This window comes from Nocardioides conyzicola, assembly GCF_039543825.1.
Lineage (GTDB): Bacteria > Actinomycetota > Actinomycetes > Propionibacteriales > Nocardioidaceae > Nocardioides > Nocardioides conyzicola.
In genome coordinates this window covers 800,518-818,605 of sequence record NZ_BAABKM010000002.1, presented here as the reverse complement: position 1 = coordinate 818,605, position 18,088 = coordinate 800,518, and the positions used below count along the sequence as shown (strand labels likewise).

Here is an 18,088-nt window from a genome sequence, read left to right as displayed (position 1 = left end):
ATAGCGGAGCCGCCCAATCTCCGTCATTCCGGAACATCTCAGCCGTCCTAACGCTGAGTCTGGTGGTGAAGCACTCGGGGAGCGTAGGAGCTTGATGGAGTCAGTACGACGGTCGTGGCTGGTGGGCGCGATCGCGATCACGGTGATGGCGGCGGCCCTGACGGTCGCCCTGGGCGTGCGCGCCCAGAGTGCTGACGTGACCCGGTGCGAGCGGTTCAGCGCCGACTCGCGGACCCGTGCGGCAGCCGTCACCGGCTCGGGGGAGCGCGTCGTCGTCATCGGCGACTCGTGGTCGGCCGGGCTCGGCCTGGACCGCTCGTCGAGGTCCTGGCCCTCCCGCCTGGACGGCCGGGTGCACGTCGCCGGCTTCTCCGGCTCCGGCTTCAGCTCCCACGCCAGCCCGTGCGCCCACGTCGACTTCGCCGACCGCGCGGCCCGCGCCGTGCGCGGCGGCGCATCCCTCGTCGTGGTCGAGGGCGGCCTCAACGACTACGACCAGCCCGACGCCGCCATCCGCGCCGGCTTCTACCGCCTGATGCACCAGCTCCGCGGCCACCGCGTCGTCGTGGTCGGCCCCGCCAGCGCCCCTTCCCGCGCCCGAGCCGTCCCTCACGTCGACGCCCTCCTGGCCTCTCTCGCCGCCCGCTACGACGTCCCCTACATCAGCACCACCAGCCTCGACCTGCCCTACCGCGACGACCGCCTCCACCTCACCCCCGCCGGGCACACCGAGTTCGGCGACTATGTCGCCAGCCAGCTCGCCGCCCTCGGTGGTTGAGGAAACCATCGTCGACTGCCAGTCGGCTGCCAGTCGGCTGCGGGTCCGCTCGGGTCGGCCGCCGATAGGCAGCTACGCCGGGTACGGCGGGCGGTGGGTTGCGGTCCGCGGCCGGGTTTCCGGTCGCCGGCAACCACCCCACCGGAGGCCGCGAAAATCCCGCGGAAATATTTCGGGAAAGTGTCCACATCCCGGTCAAAACAAGGGTTTTCAGGGTCTGAATGTCGGTGGCCAGTGCTTGGGTTGACCTATGAGCGAAGGCCAGGACGCCACTCGATCCGGGGAGTCGTACGACTCGCCGGACCAGGTGCTGGCCGCGCTTCACGCCAACCACCAGGTCCTCGCAACTGCCGAGGTTGACCGGCTGCACCTTGCCGTTGCGTGGGCGGTCATGAACCCGACCGACACCCTGGACGATGCCGCCACCGTGGACGGCACTCAGGGCGAGCTCGCGGTCGCCGGACCTGGGGCACCTCTGGTGGCGGAGTTCTGCGTCGGTGACCTCGCGTTGGCGTTGGGGATGTCGACCGACGCGGGGCGCACGTACCTGGGGGACGCCGTGGAGATCCGCTACCGGCTCCCGAAGATCTGGGCCGCGGTCACGTCGGGTCGGGTGCAGGTGTGGAAGGCCCGCAAGATCGCCCAGGCCACCAAGCCGCTCTGTGCAGCGGGTGCGCGGCACGTGGACGCTCACCTCGCGCACGACGTGGGGCGGTGTTCGTTCGCGCAGATCGACCGCGCCGTCGAGGACGCGATCCGCCGGTTCGACCCCGACCTCGCCGAGAAGCGGCGCCGGGAGGCCGCCGACGAACGCTGCCTCGACGTCGACCTGGACCAGGTGTCGTTCAACGGGACCGTCCACGTCGACGGGGAGCTGGACCTGGCCGATGCGATCGACTTCAACGACGCCATCACCGCCGGCGCCAAAGAGCTCGCCGACCTCGGCTCCACCGAGTCCCTCAACGTCCGCCGCTCCCTCGCCGCCGGGGCCTTGGCCCGCCGGGAGCTGACCCTCGACCTCCAGACGGGAGAGCGGCCGGCGCCGCGGAAGCGGGAGCTGGTGATCTACGTCCACCTCTCCGAGCACGCCGTCACGGGTGGCGCCGCGGGTGTCGAGAACAGCCGCTCCGCGGTGTCCGTCGAGCAGGTGAAGGGCTGGTGCGCCGGCACCAACACCCGGGTCACGATCCGCCCGGTCATCGACCTCAACGAGCACCTGCACACCGACGCCTACCGGCCCACCGACCGGATGCGCGAACAGGCGGTGCTCACCAACGCCACCTGCGTGTTCCCGCACTGCACCAGACCCGCCCGGCCGGCCGACCTCGACCACCTCGAGAACTTCGACGGCACCAACACCGAGTCCCCCAACCTCGCACCCCTCTGCAGAGGCCACCACCGGTACAAGACCCACGGCGGATGGACCGTCGTACGCACCGGACCCACATGGTTCACCTGGACCACCCCGTACGGGTACTCCTACGCCTGGGACACCACCCACACCCGACATACCCACTGAAACCACCCCGCCGGCACCGCCGACGGGGTCACAGCCATGTCGCGGGTGGCGTCAGCCGCCGACCAGCACCGGTCGCGCCTCGACCACCCGCAGCTGCTGCGGGGTGCCTGGGATCGTGACCGTGCCCGCGACGTCGCGCCACGGGCCGCCGCCGACGCGGAACTCGGCGGCGTACGTCGCGTCCACGCGCGGGCTCACCCGCCCCTTCTCCAGGTAGGTGTGGGTGATCTTCAGGTCCGGGTACGCCGCACCCGGGCTCGTCGTCCGCTCCGACTCACCGTCGCCGTACCGCCACCCGAACGACGCCGGCCAGATCCGCAGCTCCACCCGCTGCCCCAGCAGCGTCACCGCGCGGGTGAACTCGCCCTGCTCGGTGTAGAAGTTCGTCTCGAAGTTCACCAACGTGCGGCCGTTCGGTGGCTGGATCACCAGCTTCGCCTCCGGCAACGGGATGCGGCTAAACGCCGAAGCAACGATGCCGGGAGTCAACGCCGGCGGCGTCTCCACGTCCTCAGGGTCGCAGGCAACCGTCCAGTTCGCGCCAGCGCAGAAGCCGTTGAACAGGCCACTGCCAACATCGACATGTCCGGCGAACACCGCAGTCTGAGCGGTGGTCGCGGATTCGTTGGTCTCCTCGGTTACGCCGGCCCAAAGCCCGCCGATCGTGGTGCCGACGTGTACCGGCTTGTTCTTCTCGTTGGACCCAAGGGCTGCTGCGCTGGTTGTGAGTGCGGCCATCACCGCACTCACAAGGCTGGCCACGATAAGTCGTGTAATCACCCGAGCTTCATCTCCTGAACCGTCCAACCGGAGCCGGCAGGCTTGAGTAGCAAACTCACTTGCAACGTGGCGGGATCGACGATCTTGACGACTTGGTCGTCTGCATCCAGCCATCGCTCCTCGGCCGTTCGTAGCGAAAGGCTCCATTCCGACTCGCTGGACTTAGTGGCCGACTCGACCGTCCAGCGTCCACCTTCGATGCGTCCGCCGTCCTCGTATGCGGCGGAGAGGTTCCGAGCGATGACCTGGCAGTTCTTGCAGCCTGGCGCCATCTCCAGAAATGGCGTGGGATCTCCTGATGAGATCGAGTTGGTGACCTCGGAGAAGAACTCATCGATGAAGGCTGCTTGTGGGTCCACCTCAGTTGTAGTCGGCGACGTCGGAGCCTCCGACGAGGGCGGCGCGAACTTCGGCTTGGGCTCGTCGTCGGAGCATCCGGCGAGCAGGAGCACCGGGATCAGGAAGAGGGCGGTGAGGGCCGCCCGAGTACGGCTCACGTCGCCGATCATGCCCCGCCGGGCAGGTCCACAAAACCGCGACGACGCCGACCTGTGGACAACCGTGCGAGACTCCCGGCGTGCGTCATTCCCTGGCGGGCCGGGCCGAGAGCCCGATGCAGGCCCGGATCCTCGCCCAGCTCCGCGACGAGGGGCCGCTGTCCAAGGCCCAGCTCGCGGACCGACTCGAGGTCAGCCGTACGACGGTGGCGGCCGAGGTCGCCCGTCTGGCGGAGCTCGGCCTCGCCCAGGAGGCGGGACCGGCGGCGTCGCGTGGGGGGCGTCGTTCGACGCTGGTCGACCTGTCGCCCGACATCCGGTTCGTGGGGATCTCGATCGGCGCCACCGGCATGTCCGTGGGCGTCACCGACGGCCGGCTGACGGTGCTCGCGACCCGGGACCGGGCGAGCGACATCCGGCAGGGACCCGAGGTGGTGCTGGCCTCGGCTCTGGAGCTGGTGCGCGAGGTGCTTGCGGAGGTCGGCGTCGAGCAGGTGATGGGCGCGGGCATCGGCGTACCGGGTCCGGTCGACTTCAGCCGCGGCGTCTCGGTGTCGCCGCCGATCATGCCCGGGTGGGACGGCTACCCGGTGCGGGACGCGGTCTCCCGCGAGCTCGGCTGCCCCGTCGTGCTCGACAACGACGTCAACGTGCTCGCCGTGGGCGAGCAGCACGCGGGGGTCGCCAAGGGTGCGCAGGACTTCCTGTTCGTCAAGATCGGCACCGGCATCGGCTGCGGCATCGTCATCGACGGCCAGCTCTACCGGGGCGTCAACGGGTGCGCCGGCGACATCGGCCACATCCGGGTGGAGGACTTCGGCCCGACCTGCGCGTGCGGCAACACCGGGTGCCTGGAGGCCTTCTCGGGCGGTGCGGCGCTGGCTCGTGACGCCACGAGCGCCGCCCGCAGCGGCCGGTCGCCGGTGCTGGCGGCGCTGCTCGCCGAGAAGGGCGAGCTCACCGCCGCCGACGTCGGCCTCGCGGTCTCCCAGGGCGACGCGCAGGCGGTGCAGCTGATCCGGGAGAGCGGGCGGCACATCGGCGAGGTGCTGGCCGGCCTGGTGTCGTTCTTCAACCCCGGCCTGATCGTGGTCGGCGGTCGGGTCACCCTGCTCGGGCACGCGCTGCTCGCCGAGATCCGCGGCGTCACCTACCGACGCTCCCTCCCCCTGGCCACCGGCAACCTGCCGATCGTGCTCAGCGAGCTCGGCGACGAGGGCGGCGTCATCGGCGCGGCGCGGATGATCAGTTCGTCGGTGTACGCACCCTAGGGCGACCACAGAGCCCGAACTTTCGAAGGTTACTTTGCAAAGTTTGTGCACGACTTTGCATTCTTTCGCCCGAAACGCTTGCGGGCGCCGTCTCGTTCGGCCTACTTTGTGCGGCATCTCAACAAATGAGTGACCGCAGTCACAGGGACTGACGGCGCTCGCCGCGAGGGTCGGGAGGTCGCCGGGTGCGCAGCGCCAAGCTCTCCCTCGTCCTGCGCCAGCTGCGCGACCACGGCCCGCGGTCGCGCGCCCGGCTCGCCGCCGAGCTCGGGATGACCCGCTCCGCGGCGTCGGCCCTGGTCGCCGAGCTCGCCGAGCTCGGCCTGGTCCGGGCCGCCGGCATCGAGCGCGGCGGGGTCGGTCGCCCCGGCACCTCCGTCGAGCTCGACGGGTCCGCCGTCTGCGGGATCGGCGCCGAGATCAACGTCAACCACGTCGCCGCCATCGCCCTCGACCTGGCCGGCAACGTGGTCGCCGAGCACCGGCTCCCGCTCGACGCCCACCGCGTCGCCGTCGACGAGGTCCTCGACCGGCTGGTCGAGCTCATCGAGCGCACCGAGGCCGACGTCCGAGCACGCGGCGGCCACGTCGTCGGCGCCACGGTCGGCGTCGCCGGCCTGCTGGACCGGACGCGCGAGATGCTGACCGTCGCACCCAACCTGCGCTGGCGCGACGTCCCGGTCGGCGCCGAGCTGCGCGGCCGCCTCGGCGCGGCGTACCCGATCTCCATCGACAACGAGGGCAACCTCGCCGCGATCGCCGAGGCCACGCCCGGTGACCCGAACCGCCAGGACATCCTGGTGATCTTCGGCGAGGTCGGCGTCGGTGGCGGGATCATCGCCGGCGGGCGCCTGCTGCGCGGACACCAGGGGTACGCCGGCGAGTTCGGCCACATGATCGTCGACCAGGGCGGCCGTCGCTGCGGCTGCGGCCGGGTCGGCTGCTGGGAGACCGTCAGCGGTCTGCGGGCGCTCCTCGACGCGGCCGCCGACCCCGACGACCCGATGCGCGACCCCGCGATGTCGCTCGACGACCGCCTCGTCGAGCTCAACCGCCGCGCCGACCTGGGCGACATGCGCACCATCGCCGCGCTCGACAGCGTCGGCGGCTGGGTCGGTGTCGGTGCCGCCATGCTGACCAACGCGCTCAACCCGGCCGCGATCGTGCTCAGCGGCTACTTCGCCGAGATCGGCCAGCGGATGCGCCCGGCGATCGAGGAGCACCTCCTCGGCGGCGTGGTCGCCCCGCAGGCGGCTGGCACCCGGGTCGAGATCTCGACGCTCGGCTTCACCGCCGCGGTGCGCGGTGGCGCCGCCGTCGCCCTGGAGGCCGTCTTCGACGACCCCACGATCGTGGCGTCGCCGCCCGCCGCACTCATGGGAGGAGCTCGATGACCGCCACCACCACGGCACCGCTGCTGCAGATGACCGGGATCGTCAAGGAGTTCCCGGGCGTCCGTGCGCTCGACGGCGTGGACCTCGACGTCCGCCCCGGCGAGGTGCACTGCCTCCTCGGCCAGAACGGCGCCGGCAAGTCGACGCTGATCAAGGTGCTCTCCGGCTTCCACCAGCCCGAGGAGGGGACCATCTCCTGGGACGGCGAGGAGACGCGGTTCTCCTCGCCCGCCAAGGCGATCGGGCACGGTGTGGCGACCATCTACCAGGAGCTCGACCTCGTCCCGCACCTCGACGTCGCCGAGAACGTCTTCCTCGGCCACGAGGTCTCGCGGGCCGGGTTCACCCAGCGCAGCCGGGTCAACAAGCGGGTGCGCGAGCTGCTGACCCGCCTCGGGCACCCCGAGATCTCGCCGTCGCGCATCGTCGACGAGCTGCCCCCGGCCTCGCAGCAGATCGTCAGCATGGCCCGCGCGCTCTCCCACGACACCCGGCTGCTCGTCCTCGACGAGCCGTCCGCGGTGCTCGACCAGGAGGGCGTGCACAACCTCTTCCGGGTGATCCGCGGGCTCACCGCCGAGGGGGTGGCGGTCGTCTACATCTCGCACCGCCTCGAGGAGATCCGGGAGATCGGCGACCGGATCACGGTCCTCAAGGACGGCCGCACGGTCTCGACCGGCCTCGCCGTCGCCGACACCCCGACCGCCGAGCTGATCCGGCTGATGACCGGCCGCTCCATCGAGTACGTCTTCCCGCCCCGCACCGAGACGCCCCGCGAGGGTCGCGTGCCGGTGCTGGAGGTGCGGGACCTCAGCCTCGCCGGCGTGTTCACGGGAGTCGACCTCACCGTGCACGCCGGCGAGATCGTCGGCCTCGCCGGTCTCGTGGGCGCCGGTCGGTCCGAGATCCTCGAGACCGTGTACGGCGCGCGCCGGGCCACCACCGGGACCGTCCACGTCGACGGCAAGCGACTGCGCAGGGGATCGGTCACCTCCTCGGTGCACGCCGGGATGGGGCTGGCGCCCGAGGAGCGCAAGAGCCAGGGCCTCCTGCTCGACGAGGCGGTCTACCGCAACATCACGGTGTCGTCGATGACGCGCTTCGCCCGGCTCGGGTTCCTCAACCAGGGCGAGGAGCGCCGTCGCTCCGCCGAGCTCACGGCCAGCCTCGACGTACGCCCCGACGGTGTGACCCGAGCGGTCCGCACCCTGTCCGGCGGCAACCAGCAGAAGGTCGTGCTGGCCCGCTGGCTGCTGCGCGAGTGCCGGGTGCTCCTGCTCGACGAGCCCACCCGCGGCGTCGACGTCGGCGCCCGGAGCGAGATCTACCAGCTGATCCGCACGCTGGCCGACAGCGGCGTCGCCGTCGTGGTCGTGTCCAGCGAGATCGAGGAGGTGCTCGGGCTCGCCGACCGGGTGCTCGTCGTCCGTGAGGGCGAGGTCGTGCACGAGTCCGGCGCCAGCGAGATCGACGAGTCCCGGGTCCTGGACCTGGTCATGGAAGGAAAGGTCTCGGCATGAGCCAAGACAGCGTCAGGGTCGAGAAGGCCGCACTCGAGACCGCACGGGAGCCGAACCCGGTGCTCGCCGTGCTGCGCTCCAGCGTCGGACGCAACGCGGGGCTGGTCGTCGCGCTGCTGCTGATCTGCATCGTCGGCTCCATCACGGCCGGGAGCCGGTTCGCCGACTGGGACAACGCCACGACGATCCTGCGGCTGGCGGCGGTCACCGGCGTCGTCAGCATCGGGATGACGTTCGTCATCATCGGCGGCGGCATCGACCTCTCGGTCGGCGCGATCGTCGCCCTGTCGTCGGTCTGGTGCACCACGGTCGCGACCCAGGAGCTCGCGCAGGACACGTCCTGGGTCTGGATGGTGGTCGTCGCGCTGCTGGTCGGCTCGGCGTGCGGCCTCGTGAACGGACTCCTGATCGCGTACGGCGGGATCGTGCCGTTCATCATGACCCTGGCCATGCTGGCCAGCGCCCGGGGCCTGGCCGAGATCATCAGCGACAAGAAGACCCAGATCGTCAACGTCCCGGGGTTCGACGACTTCTTCGACCGGGACGTCCTGGGCATCGACGTCCAGATCTGGCTGTTCGCCCTGGTCTCCGCCGCCGGCTGGGTCCTGCTCAACCGCACCACGTTCGGGCGCCGTACGGTCGCCGTCGGGGGCAACCCCGAGGCCGCGCGCCTGGCCGGCATCAACGTGAAGCGGCACACGGTCTACCTCTACGTGCTGATCGGCTTCTGCTGCGGCATCGCCGCCCTGATGCTGGTCGCCAAGACGACGACCGGCAGCTCGACGCACGGCACCCTCCTGGAGCTCGACGCGATCGCGGCGGTCGTCATCGGCGGCACCCTGCTGACCGGCGGCCGCGGCACGATCGTCGGCACCGTCCTCGGCGTCCTGATCTTCTCGACGATCACGAACATCTTCATCCTCAACAACCGCTCCTTCTCCGAGCAGTCGCTCTTCAAGGGAGCCATCATCGTCGCCGCCGTGCTCCTGCAGCAGCGGTTGGCGTCTCGGAGCAGCACCTAGCGAAACATCACCGCACCACCTCACATCCGCATCACACCTCCGCACCACTCAAGGAGCACCACCATGTCCCTGCGGTCCACCACCCTGAGAAGGAAGCGCATCGCCTCCGGCCTGGTCGCCGGCGTCGCGGTCCTGTCCCTCGCTGCCTGCACGAGCAACGACTCCGGCGGGGGCGACGACGACGCGGCCGACGCCCCCACCACCGCGGCCGCGGCGGGCTCCAACGACGAGTCCGGCGACAAGGTCGTCATCGGCTTCTCGGCACCCGCCGCCGACCACGGCTGGATGGGATCGATCACCGACTCCGCCAAGAAGGAGGCCGCGAAGTACGACGACGTCGAGCTCAAGGTCGCCGAGGGCACCAACGACGTCAACGTCCAGATCAGCCAGGTCGAGACCTTCATCAACGACAAGGTCGACGCGATCGTGCTCCTGCCCTTCGACGGCGCGGCCATGACCCCGATCGCCCTTAAGGCGATGGCGGCGGGCATCCCGGTCATCAACGTCGACCGCGAGTTCGACGACCCCAACGCGGCGCGCGTGACCGTCCTCGGTGACAACTACGGCATGGGCGTCTCGGCCGGTGCGTGGGTCTGCAGCGAGGCCGACGGCAACAAGGACGCCGTCGTCGCCGAGATCGCGGGCATCGACTCGCTGCCGCTCACCCAGGACCGGAGCCAGGGCTTCAAGGACGCGCTGGCCGAGTGTGGCCTGGACGTCGACAACCGCGTCGCCGCCGACTTCACGGTCGAGGGTGGCGAGGAGGCGGCCACGAACCTGCTCCAGGCGGCCCCGAAGATCGACTTCCTCTGGAACCACGACGACGACCAGGGTGTCGGCGTCCTCGCGGCCATCAAGAACGCCGACCGGGACGAGTTCGAGATGATCGGCGGCGCCGGCTCGAAGAACGCGATGGATCTCATCAAGAGCGGCGACAGCGTGCTCAAGGCGACGGTCATCTACCCGTCGACGCAGGCCGCCGACGGCGTGAAGCTCGCTCGCCTGCTGGTGCAGGGCAAGGCCATGAGCGACCTGGTCGAGGTCGAGGTTCCTCGCAAGGTCCAGCTCTACGCGCCGGTCGTGACCGCGGACAACGTCGACCAGTTCATCGGCTCCGCCTTCAAGTCCTGACCGACACCTGCCCGCCTCCGGCCCCCTCTCCGTCAGGGGCCGGGGGCGGGCACCTCCACCTGGGAGACCGCATGACCGACCCGAGCAGTTCCCTGCGTGTCGCGATGATCGGGCACGCGTTCATGGGCAACGCCCACTCGCAGGCCTGGCGCACCGCTCCGCACTTCTTCGCGTTGCCCGCCCACCCCGTGATGGCGGTGGTCGTCGGTCGCGACGCCGACCGGGCCGCCGAGGCGGCAGCGCGGTTGGGGTGGGCCGAGAGCTCGACGGACTGGCGCGAGGTGATCGCGCGCGACGACATCGACATCGTCGACATCTGCACCCCCGGCCACACGCACGCCGAGATCGCGATCGCGGCGCTCGAGGCGGGCAAGCACGTGCTGTGCGAGAAGCCGCTGGCGAACACCGTCGCCGAGGCCGAGGCGATGAGCGCCGCGGCCGACCAGGCACGCGCACATGGGGTGCGCGCGATGGTCGGCTTCACCTACCGCCGGGTCCCGGCGATCGCCCTGGCCCGCCAGCTGGTCGCCGAGGGACGGATCGGGGAGGTCCGCCACGTACGCGCGCAGTACCTCCAGGACTGGATCGCCGACCCCGAGGCCCCGCTGTCGTGGCGCCTGGACAAGGAGAAGGCCGGTTCCGGCGCCCTCGGCGACATCGGCGCCCACATCGTCGACCTGACCCAGTTCATCACCGGCACCCGGATCACCGAGCTGACCGGCCGTCTCGAGACGTTCGTCAAGGAGCGCCCGTACGCCGCGGGCGACACCTCCGGCAGCCTCGGGGGCGGTGGCACCGGCACGGAGCGCGGGCCGGTCACCGTCGACGACGCCGCGTCGTTCCTGGCGACCTTCGCCGGTGGTGCGATGGGGGTCTTCGAGGCGACCCGCTTCGCGACCGGCCGCAAGAACGCGATCCGGATCGAGGTCAACGGCTCGTCCGGCAGCGTGGCGTTCGACTTCGAGGACATGAACGTCCTCGAGTTCTTCGACGCCTCCGACGACGCGGAGGTCGCCGGCTTCCGGCGCATCCTCGCCACCGAGCCCGAGCACCCGTACGTCGCCGCGTGGTGGCCGCCGGGACACGGGCTCGGCTACGAGCACGGCTTCACCCACCAGGTCGTCGACCTCGTCACCGCGATCGCCGACGGCACCGATCCCAGTCCGTCGTTCGCCGACGGCCTCAACGTCCAACGCGTGCTGGCCGCCGTCGAGTCCAGCTCCGACACCCGTACCTGGCAGGAGATTCCCCCCGCATGAGCGACCGCTTCACCCCCAGTCCCGACGACAAGTTCTCCTTCGGCCTCTGGACCGTCGGCTGGCAGGGCGTCGACGTGTTCGGTCCGGCCTCCCGCGACCTCCTCGACCCGGTGGAGGCGACGTACACGCTCGCCGAGCTCGGCGCGGCCGCGGTGACCTTCCACGACGACGACCTGCTGCCCGACGACGCCCAGCGCGAGGCGACGCTCGACCGCTTCCGCACGGCGCTCTCCGACACCGGGCTCGTCGTCGAGATGGTCACCACCAACACGTTCTCCGACCCGGTCTTCAAGGAGGGCGCGATCACGGCCAACAACCGCGAGGTGCGCCGCTACGCGCTGGCCAAGGTGCTGCGCAACATCGACCTGGCGGCCTCGCTCGGCGCGAAGACGTTCGTGATGTGGGGCGGCCGCGAGGGTGCCGAGCACGGCGGCTCGAAGAACGTGCCCGCGGCGATGGACCGCTTCCGTGACGCGCTCGACACCGTGTGCGCCTACGTGATCGAGCAGGGCTACGACATGCGGTTCGCGCTGGAGCCGAAGCCCAACGAGCCGCGCGGTGACATCCTGCTGCCGAGCATCGGGCACGCGATCGCGCTGATCTCCGAGCTCGAGCACCCCGAGATGGTCGGCGTGAACCCCGAGGTCGGGCACGAGGAGATGGCCGGGCTCAACTTCGCGCACGGCATCGCCCAGGCGCTGTGGCACGACAAGCTCTTCCACATCGACCTCAACGGGCAGCACGGGCCGCGCTTCGACCAGGACCTCCGCTTCGGCGCCGGCAACCTGCGCGGCGCTTTCTGGACCGTGGACGCCATGCTCGGTGCTGGCACCGACCGGCGCTACGACGGCTACGTGCACTTCGACTACAAGCCGCCGCGGGCCGAGGCCATCGACGGCGTCTGGGAGTCGGCGCGTGGCTGCATGCGCAACTACCTGATCCTGCGCGAGAAGGTGCAGGCGTTCCGGGCCGACCCGGAGGTCGTCGCCGCGGTCGAGGCCGCCGGCGTCATGGAGCTCGAGCAGCCCACGGTCGCACCGGGGGAGTCGCTCGACGACGTCCGCAACGCTGCGTACGACCTCGATGCGCTGCGTGCCCGCAGCGTCGCCATGGAAGCCCTCGACCAGCTCGCGATGGAGCACCTGCTCGGTGTCCGCTGAGCCCACCACCGGAAGGAACTGACATGCCACGACCGATCACGCTGTTCACGGGCCAGTGGGCCGACCTGCCGTTCGAGGAGGTCGCCGGGCTGGCGGCCGGGTGGGGGTACGACGGGCTCGAGATCGCCTGCTGGGGCGACCACCTCGACCCCTGGCAGGCCGACGACGACGCCTACGTGCAGGGCAAGCTCGACCTGCTCGAGAAGCACGGGTTGTCCGTCTACGCGATCTCCAACCACCTCAAGGGCCAGGCCGTCTGCGACGACCCGATCGACGAGCGGCACGAGGCGATCCTGTCGGCGAAGGTGTGGGGCGACGGCGACCCCGAGGGGGTGCGGCAGCGGGCGGCCGAGGAGATGAAGATGACCGCCCGGCTCGCGCAGAAGCTCGGCGTGAAGACGGTCGTCGGGTTCACCGGCTCGGCGATCTGGAAGTACGTCGCGATGTTCCCGCCGGCGACCGAGGAGATGGTGGCTGCCGGCTACCGCGACTTCGCCGACCGGTGGAACCCGATCCTCGACGTCTTCGACGAGTGCGGGGTGCGGTTCGCGCACGAGGTGCACCCCTCCGAGATCGCCTACGACTACTGGACGACGGTCGCGACGATGGAGGCGATCGGGCACCGCGAGGCGTTCGGGCTCAACTGGGACCCGTCGCACTTCGTGTGGCAGGACCTCGACCCGGCCGGCTTCCTGTGGGACTTCAAGGACCGGATCTACCACGTCGACTGCAAGGACGCGAAGCGTCAGACCGGCAACGGCCGCAACGGGCGGATGGGCTCGCACCTGCCGTGGGCCGACCCGCGCCGTGGGTGGGACTTCGTGTCCACCGGGCACGGGGACGTGCCGTGGGAGCAGTGCTTCCGGATGCTCAACACCATCGGGTACGACGGGCCGATCTCGGTGGAGTGGGAGGACGCCGGGATGGACCGCCTGGTCGGTGCCCCGGAGGCGCTGGAGTTCGTGAGGCGGCTCGCGTTCGACGCACCCACCGCCGCCTTCGACGCGGCGTTCTCCACGAAGGACTGAATCGTCCCGGACCGACCGGTCCGGGAGCACGTGCACGTCTCGGGAAGGAAGTTCGTCATGTGTTTCGGATATGACGGCGAGGGCGCCCTGCGCCGCTCGCTCGAGGAGAAGGGCGCCAGTCGGCGCACGCTGTTCCGCGGCGCGGCCGCGGGAGTCGCCGGCGCCGCCGTACTGGGGTCCGGCTTGGTCGCGCCCGCGGAGGCCCACGGCGGCCGCGGCCACGGCCACCGCCCGCGCAAGCGGACCGTCGAGCACGACCGGATCAGCATCCAGCTCTACACGCTGCGGGCCGCGCTCGGCGGGTCGCCCGGCTTCGACGCCGTCCTGACCCGGCTCGCCCAGTACGGGTACGAGAAGGTCGAGATGGCCGGCTACTACGGCAAGACGGCCGTGCAGATGCGGGACTTCCTGCGCGGCATCGGCATCAAGGCGTCGTCGAGCCACGACGGCATCAGCGCCGACGCGGCCGCGCTGCGGACCAAGCTGGAGAACGCGGTCACGCTCGGCCAGAAGTACGTCGTCGTGCCCTACCTCAACTCGACGTCGCTGTCGGACTGGCAGACCTGGGCCGACCAGATGAACGCCGAGGCCGCGGTCGCGAAGCGGTACGGGCTGAGGTACGGCTACCACAACCACGCCCACGAGTTCACGATCGACCTCGGCGGCGGGCTGACCCCGTGGGAGGTGCTGACGTCACGGCTCGACAAGCGGCTGGTGCACCTCGAGGTCGACCTCTACTGGGCCTACACCGGTGGTGTGAACACCGGAGCCGCCGACCCCAACGGGTTCGCGATCGACGTGGTCCGTCAGGCGCCGCAGACCGTCCGGCAGTTCCACGTGAAGGACCGCGACGGCGCCACCGGCGACATGTGCGACCTCGGCACCGGCGTGCTCGACTTCCCGCGGATCTTCCGCAGCCACGAGGTCGAGGAGTACATCGTCGAGAACGACACCCCCGACGTCACGCCGCTCACCACCGCCGCCGTCGGGCACCTCTACCTCGACCACGTGGAGTACTGAGGCGCACGCGCGGGCTGTAACGCCGGGTTACGGACTGTTCCCACCAGGTTGCAACACCCTGGGAACAGCAGCTAACCCGGCGTTACAGCCGCTCCTGGGGACAGCCTCAGCGAGAGGGGTACCCCGCGGCTAGGGTTCTCGGGTGCCTGACGCCCCCACCGTGACCGAGCTGCTGGCGACCGCCGTGGCGGCGCTCGGCGGGCAGGAGCGCCCGGGCCAGGTGCAGATGGCCGAGGCGGTCACGCACGCGATGGAGCAGGAGGAGCACCTGCTCGTCCAGGCGGGCACCGGCACCGGCAAGTCGCTCGCCTACCTGGTGCCCAGCCTGCTGCACAAGGACCGCGTCGTCGTCGCCACCGCGACGCTCGCGCTGCAGCACCAGCTGGTCGAGCGCGACCTCCCGCGGCTCGTCGAGGCGGTCAAGGCCGCCCCGATCGGCGGGGACGTCGACACGTCGTACGCCGTCCTCAAGGGCCGCTCCAACTACGCCTGCCTGCACCGCATCCGCGAGGGCGTGCCCGACGAGCAGGGCGCCCTCGAGGTCGTGCTGCCGGAGGGGTCGCTCGGCAAGAAGGTGCTGGAGCTGCGCACCTGGGCCGAGGCCGAGGTCGAGGGCAAGGGCAGCGGCGAGCGCGACCGGGCGCCGCGGCACACCGACCGCGAGTGGCGCCAGGTCAGCGTCAACCACCGCGAGTGCCTGGGCGCCGCGAAGTGCCCGTTCGGGCAGGAGTGCTTCGCCGAGGTGGCCAAGGAGAAGGCGCACCGCTCCCACCTGATCGTCACCAACCACTCGCTCCTCGCGATCGACGCCATCGAGAGCGTCCCGATGATCCCCGACTACGACGTCGTGGTGATCGACGAGGCCCACGAGCTGACCACCCGCGTGACCCAGGCCGCCACCGACGAGCTCTGGGCCGCCGAGGTGGAGCGGGCCGCCCGGCGCAGCCAGCGCCACATCGAGGGCGACCAGGCCAACGACCTGGCCGACGCCGCCGACGCCCTGCGCGACGCGATCGCCGAGGCGAGCCCGGGCCGGTTCGACCGGATCCCCGAGGAGCTGTCCGACGCGCTGGTCCTGGTGCGCGACGCCGCCCGCGCGTGCGTCTCGGCCTACCCCAAGGCCGGCGAGGACGCGGATGCCGGCCTCACCCAGGCGAAGGGCGCCGTGCAGGAGGTCTTCGCGACCGCCGAGCGGATGGCCGCCGACCTCGACTCCGACGTGCTCTGGATGTCCGAGGGCACCGAGCGGATGCCGCCGCGACTGTGCGTCGCGCCGCTGCAGGTGTGGGGGCCCATGCGCGACCGGCTGCTCACCGACAAGACGGTCGTCTTCACGTCCGCGACCCTGATGCTCGGCGGCGACTTCGCGACCGTGGCCACCAGCGTCGGCCTCAAGCCGTCCGAGCGGGTCCTGGGGAGCGACGCCGCGCCGGCGCCATCGGGTGACGCGATGCCGTGGCGCGGGCTCGACGTGGGCAGCCCGTTCGACTACGGCCGGCAGGCGATCCTGTACGTCGCCAAGCACCTGCCGCCGCCGGGCCGCGACGGCATGAGCTCGGCGATGGTCGACGAGATCGTCGAGCTGGTCGACGCGGCGGAGGGCCGGACGCTGGGGCTGTTCTCCTCACGGCGCGCCGCCGAGGCCGCGGCCGAGGCGGTCCGCGAGCGGCTGCCCCACCTGACCACCCTCGCCCAGGGCGACGCGCAGCTGCCTGAGCTCGCCGCGCAGTTCGTCGGCGACCCGCACACCTGTCTCTTCGGCACGCTCAGCCTGTGGCAGGGCCTCGACGTGCCCGGCGACACCTGCCAGCTGGTGCTGATCGACCGGATCCCGTTCCCGCGGCCCGACGACCCGCTGCTCAGCGCCCGCCAGAAGGCGGCCGACCAGGCCGGCGGCAACGGGTTCATGCAGGTCGCTGCCACCCACGCCGCGCTCCTGCTGGCGCAGGGCTCCGGCCGGCTGATCCGCACCAGCACCGACCGCGGCGTCGTCGCCGTGCTCGACCCGCGGCTCGCGACGGCGCGCTACGGCAGCTTCCTCAGGGCGAGCCTGCCGCCGATGTGGACGACGACCGACCCCGCCGTCGTACGCCAGGCGTTGAAGCGGTTGTCAGCGGATCGCTGAGATCCGGTAGCGCATCGGGCGGTTGTCGTCCTTCGGGACGCCGCTGCAGGAGTACGAGACCCCGTCGACCGGTCCGCTGAAGCACCTGGCGTAGCGGATCCCCGCGTTGGAGAGGGTGACGTCGACCCGGGTGAGGTGGCGTGAGTCGAAGGGCAGCCGCATCGTCGCGTTGCCGGACTTCGACAGCTTGACCAGCTTGCTGCTGGGACGGCCCTTGGCGTCGTACCTCGTCACGATCGCCGCCACGCCGCTCGCGCGGTTGGGCAGGTCGACCTGGACCCGGAGCCGCCAGCGCTTCATGCTCGCGCTGGGCTTCACCGCCAGGGTGGAGGTGGCCAGGTGGTCGACGCGCGAGGTCTTCCAGCGCGTGTCGTGGCTCCGCGGGGTGAAGGTCCAGGTGTGCGCGGCACCGGCGGCGCGGTAGTGCGAGCCCTCTTCGTACGCGCGGGCCGGCCGCCGGTTGGCGTCGCCGAACTGGGCGTAGACCCGTCGCAGGTCGGTGCCCTGCGAGGCGAGCTCCTTGCTGACCGCCCGGATCGAGTAGAGGTCGTGCTGGGTGCCGCGGGTGCTGTCCGCGCGCTGCCAGATCCTGCGCACGATCACCGGCAGCCCGCCCTGCGACTTCGAGAAGCGCTCGGAGAGGTAGCGGAAGAAGATCCACTCGCCGTACTGCCGCAGGCTGCTGCTGTTGAACTGGTCGAGCGACTGGCGGGGCTGGGCCAGCGGGCTGAGGGGGAGGTACTGACGGTTGTCGTTGATGTCGTCGTACACCTCGTCCTCCGCCCAGGTGGCCGTCGCCTCCATGAACCAGGCGTCCTCGTAGTAGTCGTAGGCGAACTGGGTGGCGTGGAAGAGCTCGTGCGCCGCGGTCACCCGGAGGTTCTGCGCCGGCGTCAGTGCCGGGAAGCTCGAGAAGTTGTGGTCGAACGCGCAGTACGCCGGGGTGTTGTACGGCCCGTTGCGCGGCGGGGCCACGGAGCCGTCGCAGAAGCCGTAGAGACCCTGCTGCCCGGCGGCGCTGAAGTCGACCAGGTAGATGTCGAGCCGACTGTCGCCGCCCGCCGTGCCGTCCGGCATCGGGGCGCGGTAGCCGGCCGCCTTGTACGTCGCCAGCACGTGCTCGGCGACGTTGCCGGCGTCGTTCACGAAGTCGGAGGTGGCCTGGCCGTTGTCCCAGTGGACCAGGACGTTGTCGCCGAACGCCCGGGTCTGCTCGTTGGTCCACCCGTAGACCTGCGGCGGGCGGCTCAGCAGCCGGGAGGCCTGGGCGCGGTCCGTGCGGGAGAGCTGGTCCTGGCGGATCCGCAGGTCGCGCAGCGCGAGCGTCAGGTCGCGGCCGTCGGCGTCGGCGGCTGCGGGGTCGGCGAGGATCGACTGCACCTGGTCCAGCGCGTCCGCCGCGGCATCGGTCGACGCGGTGGGCTCCGGGTTGCCCGTCTCGGCGTGAGCGGGCATCGACAGAGCCCCGCCGACGAGCGTGGCGGCGAGCAGCGTGATTGCGGGCAGGGTCAGGCGACCGAGAGGAATACGCACCCCCCTACTGTCCACGACCGGACCAAGAAACGCCCAACCCGGCGTGTCGGC

At 70.9% G+C, this 18,088-nt stretch carries 15 protein-coding genes; 12 read left to right on the top strand and 3 right to left on the bottom strand.

All coding sequences use genetic code 11. From position 1 onward, the window contains the following. Positions 1-94: 94 nt before the first annotated feature. Together ABEA34_RS07010 and ABEA34_RS07005 are read left to right on the top strand one after the other, a co-directional pair. Entirely contained in the window at positions 95-778 is a 684-nt protein-coding gene (locus tag ABEA34_RS07010; RefSeq protein WP_345520527.1) for an SGNH/GDSL hydrolase family protein, read from the top strand. Positions 779-1,028: 250 nt separating this feature from the next. Further along, entirely contained in the window at positions 1,029-2,297 is a 1,269-nt protein-coding gene (locus ABEA34_RS07005) for an HNH endonuclease signature motif containing protein (RefSeq protein WP_345520526.1), read from the top strand. Between the two features lie 51 nt (positions 2,298-2,348). Here ABEA34_RS07005 and ABEA34_RS07000 read toward each other — a convergent pair whose 3' ends face one another. Together ABEA34_RS07000 and ABEA34_RS06995 are read right to left on the bottom strand one after the other, a co-directional pair. Next, positions 2,349-3,059, bottom strand: coding sequence for a hypothetical protein (locus ABEA34_RS07000; RefSeq protein ID WP_345520525.1), 711 nt, complete (start codon positions 3,057-3,059; stop codon positions 2,349-2,351). Positions 3,060-3,073: 14 nt separating this feature from the next. After that, on the bottom strand, positions 3,074-3,586 hold the full coding sequence (locus ABEA34_RS06995) for a hypothetical protein (protein WP_345520524.1): 513 nt from the start codon (positions 3,584-3,586) through the stop codon (positions 3,074-3,076). Between the two features lie 68 nt (positions 3,587-3,654). Here ABEA34_RS06995 and ABEA34_RS06990 point away from each other — a divergent pair, with 68 nt between their 5' ends. From ABEA34_RS06990 to ABEA34_RS06945, 10 genes are all read left to right on the top strand, one after another. Further along, positions 3,655-4,845 (top strand): ROK family transcriptional regulator, encoded by a 1,191-nt coding sequence (locus tag ABEA34_RS06990; RefSeq protein WP_345520523.1) that lies wholly within the window; start codon positions 3,655-3,657, stop codon positions 4,843-4,845. A gap of 185 nt (positions 4,846-5,030) precedes the next feature. Further along, on the top strand, positions 5,031-6,239 hold the full coding sequence (locus ABEA34_RS06985; protein WP_345520522.1) for an ROK family transcriptional regulator: 1,209 nt from the start codon (positions 5,031-5,033) through the stop codon (positions 6,237-6,239). Next, positions 6,236-7,759 (top strand): sugar ABC transporter ATP-binding protein, encoded by a 1,524-nt coding sequence (locus tag ABEA34_RS06980; protein ID WP_345520521.1) that lies wholly within the window; start codon positions 6,236-6,238, stop codon positions 7,757-7,759. Before ABEA34_RS06985 ends, ABEA34_RS06980 begins: the two co-directional genes overlap by 4 nt. Continuing rightward, the gene (locus ABEA34_RS06975) at positions 7,756-8,781 is read left to right on the top strand and encodes an ABC transporter permease (RefSeq protein WP_345520520.1); all 1,026 of its coding nucleotides are present in this window, start codon (positions 7,756-7,758) and stop codon (positions 8,779-8,781) included. The genes ABEA34_RS06980 and ABEA34_RS06975 overlap by 4 nt, the downstream gene beginning before the upstream one ends. 63 nt (positions 8,782-8,844) lie before the next feature. Further along, positions 8,845-9,912, top strand: a complete 1,068-nt coding sequence (locus ABEA34_RS06970; protein ID WP_345520519.1) for a substrate-binding domain-containing protein — start codon at positions 8,845-8,847, stop codon at positions 9,910-9,912. A 71-nt stretch (positions 9,913-9,983) separates the two neighbouring features. Then, positions 9,984-11,171, top strand: a complete 1,188-nt coding sequence (locus ABEA34_RS06965; protein WP_345520518.1) for a Gfo/Idh/MocA family protein — start codon at positions 9,984-9,986, stop codon at positions 11,169-11,171. After that, positions 11,168-12,331 carry a xylose isomerase gene (gene xylA, locus ABEA34_RS06960; RefSeq protein ID WP_345520517.1) on the top strand — a complete coding sequence of 388 codons (1,164 nt, stop codon included), beginning with the start codon at positions 11,168-11,170 and terminating at the stop codon, positions 12,329-12,331. Before ABEA34_RS06965 ends, xylA begins: the two co-directional genes overlap by 4 nt. Positions 12,332-12,354: 23 nt before the next feature. Beyond that, positions 12,355-13,359 carry a sugar phosphate isomerase/epimerase family protein gene (locus ABEA34_RS06955; protein WP_345520516.1) on the top strand — a complete coding sequence of 335 codons (1,005 nt, stop codon included), beginning with the start codon at positions 12,355-12,357 and terminating at the stop codon, positions 13,357-13,359. Positions 13,360-13,416: 57 nt separating this feature from the next. After that, a complete protein-coding gene (locus ABEA34_RS06950) occupies positions 13,417-14,379 on the top strand; it encodes a sugar phosphate isomerase/epimerase family protein (RefSeq protein WP_345520515.1) in 963 nt (320 codons plus the stop codon). A 142-nt stretch (positions 14,380-14,521) separates the two neighbouring features. After that, positions 14,522-16,504 carry an ATP-dependent DNA helicase gene (locus ABEA34_RS06945; protein WP_345520514.1) on the top strand — a complete coding sequence of 661 codons (1,983 nt, stop codon included), beginning with the start codon at positions 14,522-14,524 and terminating at the stop codon, positions 16,502-16,504. Here ABEA34_RS06945 and ABEA34_RS06940 read toward each other — a convergent pair. Then, a complete protein-coding gene (locus tag ABEA34_RS06940) occupies positions 16,490-18,037 on the bottom strand; it encodes an MXAN_6640 family putative metalloprotease (protein WP_345520513.1) in 1,548 nt (515 codons plus the stop codon). The genes ABEA34_RS06945 and ABEA34_RS06940 overlap by 15 nt on opposite strands. Between the last annotated feature and the right edge of the window lie 51 nt (positions 18,038-18,088).